General features: G+C 69.8%; 8 protein-coding genes. 4 read left to right on the forward strand and 4 right to left on the reverse strand.

The window, feature by feature from the left end; genetic code table 11:
* Positions 1–280: 280 nt before the first annotated feature.
* On the reverse strand, positions 281–1,069 hold the full coding sequence (locus AQJ11_RS21080; protein ID WP_059264020.1) for a hypothetical protein: 789 nt from the start codon (positions 1,067–1,069) through the stop codon (positions 281–283).
* A 151-nt stretch (positions 1,070–1,220) separates the two neighbouring features.
* On the opposite strand from AQJ11_RS21080, the gene AQJ11_RS21085 reads away from it, so the two are divergent.
* From AQJ11_RS21085 to AQJ11_RS21095, 3 genes are all read left to right on the forward strand, one after another.
* Positions 1,221–2,018 carry an ABC transporter ATP-binding protein gene (locus AQJ11_RS21085; protein ID WP_014671856.1) on the forward strand — a complete coding sequence of 266 codons (798 nt, stop codon included), beginning with the start codon at positions 1,221–1,223 and terminating at the stop codon, positions 2,016–2,018.
* A 60-nt stretch (positions 2,019–2,078) separates the two neighbouring features.
* Positions 2,079–2,510 (forward strand): NfeD family protein, encoded by a 432-nt coding sequence (locus AQJ11_RS21090; protein WP_059264021.1) that lies wholly within the window; start codon positions 2,079–2,081, stop codon positions 2,508–2,510.
* 124 nt (positions 2,511–2,634) lie between these two features.
* Positions 2,635–3,603: an SPFH domain-containing protein gene (locus AQJ11_RS21095; RefSeq protein WP_014671854.1), complete on the forward strand. Its 969-nt coding sequence runs from the start codon at positions 2,635–2,637 to the stop codon at positions 3,601–3,603.
* Positions 3,604–3,709: 106 nt separating this feature from the next.
* Here the strand turns inward: AQJ11_RS21095 and AQJ11_RS21100 are convergent, their stop codons facing one another.
* The 3 genes from AQJ11_RS21100 to AQJ11_RS21110 form a co-directional block, all read right to left on the reverse strand.
* Complete coding sequence (locus AQJ11_RS21100; protein WP_014671853.1) at positions 3,710–4,216, reverse strand: HNH endonuclease; 507 nt, start codon at positions 4,214–4,216, stop codon at positions 3,710–3,712.
* Positions 4,217–4,384: 168 nt separating this feature from the next.
* On the reverse strand, positions 4,385–4,924 hold the full coding sequence (locus AQJ11_RS21105; RefSeq protein ID WP_014671852.1) for a YbhB/YbcL family Raf kinase inhibitor-like protein: 540 nt from the start codon (positions 4,922–4,924) through the stop codon (positions 4,385–4,387).
* Positions 4,925–4,969: 45 nt separating this feature from the next.
* A complete protein-coding gene (locus AQJ11_RS21110; RefSeq protein WP_014671851.1) occupies positions 4,970–5,752 on the reverse strand; it encodes a sporulation protein in 783 nt (260 codons plus the stop codon).
* Between the two features lie 100 nt (positions 5,753–5,852).
* Here AQJ11_RS21110 and AQJ11_RS21115 point away from each other — a divergent pair, with 100 nt between their 5' ends.
* A complete protein-coding gene (locus AQJ11_RS21115; protein WP_059264022.1) occupies positions 5,853–6,503 on the forward strand; it encodes a DNA-3-methyladenine glycosylase in 651 nt (216 codons plus the stop codon).
* Positions 6,504–6,768 lie beyond the last annotated feature (265 nt).

Raw genomic sequence — 6,768 nt, forward strand, 5'->3', positions numbered from 1 at the left:
CGGCAGCTCAGCCTTCCGGAGCCTGCGCGGGACCCCCGGCCCTCCGCATCGGCCCTGCGCCTCCCGGCATGGGTACGAGCCCGGCCCCTAAGGTGTGCCGACCCGGCCCTTCAGCCTTCCGTGCCCGCGCCGAGCGCTCAGCCCCCCCCGGTACCGGCCCCCCGGCCATCAGCCCCCGTACCGGCTCTCGGCCGCCAGGCATCCGCCCCGGTCCCCGGCCCCCGGGCGTCCGCTCCGCTCTCCAGCCGTCAGGCATCTGCCCCGCCCCCGCCCCCACACCTCACCGCATCCCCCGCTCCCGCTGCTCCACGAACGAGTTGTACGCCGCCACCTGCGCCCGCCGGGCCGTCCGCTCCACCGGCCGCAGTGCCGCTCCGCGTGCTGCCATCTCCGAGGCGCTCACCGCGCCCCCGTGACCGTTGCCGTACGCCAGTGACACCAGCAGCCCCACCCGCTGCGCCAGCTCCAACACCCGCACCGCACGCGGCGGATACCCCGGAGCCAGCACCTCCCGGCCACGCTCGGCCCGCGCCCGGTACGCGTCGATCGCCGCCTCCGCCACCGGCCCCGACCCGGCGACGTCCAGCTTCGACAGCACCTCGGTCGCCTCCCGCAGCGCCTCCGCCAGCTCCCGCTCGGCCTCGCCCAGCGACGGCACATCGGCGGGCGGCGCCTCCCGCACCGGCAGCACGTGCCAGACCACCTCGGCGTGCACATCGCCCGCGGGCCCGGCCTCGTACACCTCGGGCACCAGCCCGAGCGCGGACCCGTGACAGACCACCGCCTCCTCGGCCTCCAGCGCCCGCGCGTTGAACTCGGGCGGGCCGCTCAGCCCCAGCGGATGCCCCGGCGCGGGCAGCGCCACCCGCAGTCCGGTCACCCCCAGCGTGCGCAGCCGCCCCAGTGCGAGGGTCAGCCCGACCGGCGCGGACTCACCGGGCAGCCCCTCCACCCGGTGCACGGCGTCCTCGCCCACGACGGCGAGTACGGCGTCATCCGGAGAGACAAGTCCGGCCAAAAGGGCATTTCCCCAAGCGGCAAGGCGTCCTGAACGCGGTTCCGAGAGCATGCCTCCACCCTAAGGACCGGACCGATGGAATGGAGCGGGGCACTCGTGGCGTAGATTTCATAAGGGCTGCGCCCACCGGCGCGGCGGACCCGAGCCACAGGCGTACGCGACAGCCGAGACCGGCCACACTGCAAGGGGAGACAACGCGCTCATGAGCGATGTTCTGGAGCTTCAGGACGTATCCGTGGTCCGTGAGGGCCGGGCTCTGGTGGACCAGGTCTCCTGGTCGGTCAAGGAGGGCGAGCGCTGGGTCATCCTCGGTCCCAACGGCGCCGGCAAGACCACCCTCCTGAACGTCGCCTCCAGCTACCTCTACCCCAGCAAGGGCACCGCCACCATCCTCGGGGAGACCCTCGGCAAGCCCGGCACCGACGTCTTCGAACTGCGCCCCCGCATCGGCATGGCCGGCATGGCCATGGCCGACAAGCTCCCCAAGCGCCAGACCGTGCTGGAGACCGTCCTGACGGCCGCCTACGGCATGACCGCCCACTGGCAGGAGGAGTACGACGAGGTCGACGAGCGGCGCGCCCGCGCCTTCCTCGACCGCCTCGGCATGAGCGACTACCTGGAGAGGAAGTTCGGCACCCTCTCCGAGGGCGAGCGCAAGCGCACCCTGATCGCCCGCGCCCTGATGACCGACCCCGAACTGCTCCTGCTGGACGAACCCGCCGCCGGTCTCGACCTCGGCGGTCGCGAGGACCTGGTACGCCGCCTCGGCCGGCTCGCCCGCGACCCCATCGCCCCCTCGATGATCATGGTCACGCACCACGTCGAGGAAATCGCCCCCGGCTTCACCCACGTCCTCATGATCCGCCAGGGCAAGGTGCTCGCCGCCGGCCCGATCGAGCTCGAACTCACCTCCCGCAACCTCTCCCTCTGCTTCGGCCTCCCGCTCGTCGTGGAGCAGGTCGGCGACCGCTGGACCGCCCAGGGTCTGCCCCTGTCCTGACCCCTCTGCTCTCCCCTGCGCGCCCTGTCCGCCGCCCGACCGCGGCCCTACCATGACCATGTGAACGACATCGACGCATGGGTGTGGTGGCTCGTCGGCGCGGCGGCGCTCGGAATCCCGCTCGTGGTCACCGCGATGCCGGAGTTCGGCATGCTCGCGGTGGGCGCCGTGGCGGCGGCGGCCGTCTCCGCCCTCGGTTTCGACGCGGTCATCCAGGTCCTGACGTTCGTCGTCGTCTCCGTCGCCCTCATCGCCGTCGTCCGGCCCATCGCCGCCCGGCACGGCCGGCAGAGCCCCCGACTCGCCACCGGCGTGGAGGCGTTGAAGGGCAGGCAGGCCGTCGTCCTGGAGCGGGTCGACGGGTCCGGAGGCCGCATCAAACTCGCCGGGGAAGTCTGGTCGGCCCGCGCCCTGGACACCGGCCGTGCCTACGAAGTGGGCCAGGAGGTGGACGTCGTGGACATCGAAGGGGCCACCGCGATCGTCATCTGAGGGCCAACTGACCGAGAACGACTCACGAGTTGCGCGACGGTCTGTCAGACTCGACCAGCAAGATCTTCAACAGTCATGAGATCTGCCGAAAGAGCCGAGGCGGAGAAGGGTACGGGGAACGACGATGGAACCGGTCATCATCGTCCTGATCATCCTGGTGGTGTTGGTCTTCATCGCCCTGATCAAGACGATCCAAGTCATCCCACAGGCCAGCGCCGCCATCGTCGAGCGCTTCGGCCGCTACACGCGGACGCTGAACGCGGGCCTCAACATCGTGGTCCCGTTCATCGACACCATCCGCAACCGCATCGACCTGCGTGAACAGGTCGTACCGTTCCCGCCGCAGCCGGTGATCACCCAGGACAACCTGGTCGTGAACATCGACACGGTCATCTACTACCAGGTCACCGACGCCCGGGCCGCCACCTACGAGGTCGCCAGCTACATCCAGGCGATCGAGCAGCTCACCGTCACCACCCTGCGCAACATCATCGGTGGCATGGACCTGGAACGGACCCTGACCTCCCGCGAGGAGATCAACGCGGCCCTGCGCGGCGTCCTGGACGAGGCCACCGGCAAGTGGGGCATCCGCGTCAACCGCGTGGAGCTGAAGGCCATCGAGCCCCCGACCTCCATCCAGGACTCGATGGAGAAGCAGATGCGCGCCGACCGTGACAAGCGCGCCGCCATCCTCACCGCGGAAGGCACGCGCCAGGCCGCCATCCTCACCGCCGAGGGCGAGAAGCAGTCGCAGATCCTGCGCGCCGAAGGTGAGGCCAAGGCGGCGGCCCTGCGCGCCGAGGGCGAGGCCCAGGCCGTCCGCACGGTCTTCGAGGCCATCCACGCCGGCGACCCGGACCAGAAGCTGCTGTCCTACCAGTACCTCCAGATGCTCCCCAAGATCGCCGAGGGCGACGCCAACAAGCTCTGGATCGTCCCCAGCGAAATCGGCGACGCCCTCAAGGGCCTCTCCGGAGCGATGGGCAACTTCGGTCCCCTCGGCGGAGGTTCGGGCAACAACGGCAACAACGGCTCATCGGGCAACGGCGGCTCCGCCGGTACCGAGCGCCGAGAGAAGCCGTCGATCGACTGAGGGGCCTTCACGGCACCGGTGCGACCCGCGCCCTCCGGGGGCGCGGGGAACCGCGCGGTCAACCACGAACAACCCGGGAGCCGCCGACAGCGAACCCGGCAGACGATCAGGCCGCATCCCGAGCGAGCCACTCAGGAAGAGCCTCGAAGTCCTCGGCGCCCAAAGCCAGGAGCATCGCATCCGCCGGCGTCGGCTCGAACGGCTCCCGGAGCAGCGCCATCCCGGCCTCCTCCGGAGTCCGGTTCGCTTTGCGATGGTTGTCCTCGGCGCACGCGGCGACCGTATTCAGCCACGTGTCCTGCCCGCCCTGGGACCGCGGCACCACATGGTCCACCGTCGTCGCCCGCCGCCCGCAGTACGCGCACCGGTGCCGGTCCCTGACCAGCACCCCCCGCCGTGACCACGGAGCTTGTCTTCGGAACGGCACCCGTACATACCGGCACAACCGGATCACCCGAGGCGCCGGTATGTCGACATCGGCACCCCGCATACGCAGTTCGGGATGGGCCTGCTCGACGACGGCCTTGTCCTGGAGCACCAGAACGACCGCACGGTTCAGCGTCACCGTCGACAGCGGCTCGAAACTCGCGTTCAGCACCAGCGTGTCACGCATCCAGCCCACCTCCCGTGTGCACCTGCCCACCCCCCGGCGGGCTCGGATCAACTCTGGACGGGCGCGCCGAGATGGACAACGCAATAAAAAATGCCCGCCTCCGATCACTTCCAAGACCGGAGGCGGGCAAACGTTCCATGAACCCTTGGCTGAAACCTTGCGCTCGCGTCAGCCCCGCGCGGGGTTCTCGTACTCACCGATGAGCTGGGCGCGCGCGAGCGTGTGGAACCGCAGGTTGAAACCGACGACGGCCGGAGAGACGTCCGCGTCCGGACCCAGCTTCTCCTGGTCCACCGCGTACACCGTGAAGACGTACCGGTGCGGGCCGTCCCCGGGCGGCGGAGCGGCACCGCCGAAGTCCTTCGTCCCGTAGTCGTTGCGCACGTGCACGGCGCCCGCGGGCAGCCCCTCGAACTTGCCGCTGCCCGCACCCGCCGGCAGCTCCGTCACGGAGGCCGGGATGTCGAACAGGACCCAGTGCCAGAACCCGCTGCCGGTCGGCGCGTCGGGGTCGTAGCAGGTCACGGCGAAGCTCTTGGTCTCGGCCGGGAAGCCCTCCCAGCGCAGCTGCGGTGACGTGTTGCCCTCCGCATGGACCTGGGCGCTCTTGAGCGTCGCACCCTCCTCGATGTCCTCGCTCGTCACCGTGAACGACGGCACGGGCGGATGGAAGTCATGGGGGAGCGGCCGCCGCTTGAGCTCGGTCACCTCGGTACCTCCTGATCGATGATCTGGAACCAGCAGTTCCCGAGCCTAGAACCAGTTGCGCTTGCTGCCGACCTCGGACAGCCACTGGTTGAGGTAAGCCGCCCAGTCGGTCCCCTGCCAGTCGTTCAGACCCACCTGGAAGGACCGGAAGGTGTCCGAGCCCTCGCTGAACAGACCCGCCTTCTTGTCCATCTCCAGCACGACGTCCATCGCGTGCTCGTCGGCGACGAAGCTCAGCTCGACCTGGTTCAGACCCCGGTACTGCGACGGCGGGAAGAACTCGATCTCCTGGTAAAACGGCAGCTTCTGCCGCGTGCCCCGGATGTGCCCGCGCTCCATGTCCGCGTTCTTGAAGCGGAAGCCCAGCTGGATGAAGGCGTCCAGGATCGCCTTCTGCGCCGGCAGCGGGTGCACGTTGATCGGGTCCAGATCGCCGGAGTCCACGGCACGCGCGATCGCCAGTTCGGTGGTCACACCGATGTTCATCCCCCGCAGCGCCTGTCCGTCGATCATGGTGATCGGCGTCTCCCAGGGGATCTCCAGCCCGAACGGCACCGCGTGCACGGCCCCCGCCTGCAACTCGAAGGCACCGCCGAGCCGCACCTTGGTGAACTCGATGTCCTGCTTGTACTCCTGGTCGCCGCTCTCCACCTCGACCTTGGCCTGGAGCCCGACGGACAGCCCCTCGACGGCCTGGTTCACGGACCCACCCTGGATCCGCACCTCACCCTGGACGACACCACCCGGTACGACATTCACCTCGGTGAGCACCGTCTCGACCGACGCCCCGCCGGCCCCCAGGCTCGCGAGCAGCTTCTTGAACGCCATGACTCTCCCTTTACGAATGGACCCTCGACCCGTACAAACGCGATCCGCCCGCGCCCGGTTCCGCCGGCGCCGTGCCCCGTCTGGACTACCCTCGGAGGGCATGATCGCGCCCCCGGACCGTACGCCACTGCCCCGAGCCTTCTTCGACCGCCCGGTACTGGAGGTCGCCCCCGACCTCCTGGGCCGCATTCTGGTCCGGACGACACCCGACGGCCCGATCGCCCTCCGCCTCACGGAGGTGGAGGCGTACGACGGCCCGAACGACCCCGGCTCGCACGCCTTCCGTGGCCCCACCGCCCGCAACGCGGTGATGTTCGGCCCGCCCGGACACGTGTACGTCTACTTCACCTACGGCATGTGGCACTGCATGAACCTGGTCTGCGGACCCGAGGGCCGGGCCAGCGCGGTCCTGCTCCGCGCGGGCGAAGTGGTGGAGGGCGCCGAGCTGGCCCGCAAGCGACGCGTATCGGCCCGGAACGACAAGGAGCTCGCCAAGGGACCGGCCCGGCTGGCCACGGCCCTGGAGGTCGACCGGGCCCTGGACGGCGCGGACGCGTGCGCCTCCGGCGAGACCCCTCTGAAGATGCTCGCGGGGACACCGGTCCCCTCCGACCAGGTACGCAACGGTCCGCGTACCGGCGTCGCCGGCGAGGGAGGAGACGGCGACCTCCACCCGTGGCGCTTCTGGGTCGCCAACGACCCGACCGTGAGCCCCTATCGGGCCCACGTGCCGCGGCGCCGCCGAAGTTGACGCGGGCCGCCGAGATGCGTAATGTGGCCCAAGCCGCTGAACCGGGTACGGCGATCGCCTGCAGCCGGAGCGGCCAACCCACTACCTAGCTTCAACCCCTCAGCGGGGTCGTTTCCGGCGCACCCGTGTGCCCGAATTCGAACTCGCGAGACTCGATTATGAGTTCCCGAGGGAATCGGCTAACGTAGTGAATGTCGAAAGGGCGAACGGCGAAAGTCGAAAACCCCGAGACACCCCACCGACTGGGAATCGGATCGCGAAACGG

This window comes from Streptomyces corchorusii (assembly GCF_001514055.1).
Taxonomy (GTDB): domain Bacteria; phylum Actinomycetota; class Actinomycetes; order Streptomycetales; family Streptomycetaceae; genus Streptomyces; species Streptomyces olivaceoviridis.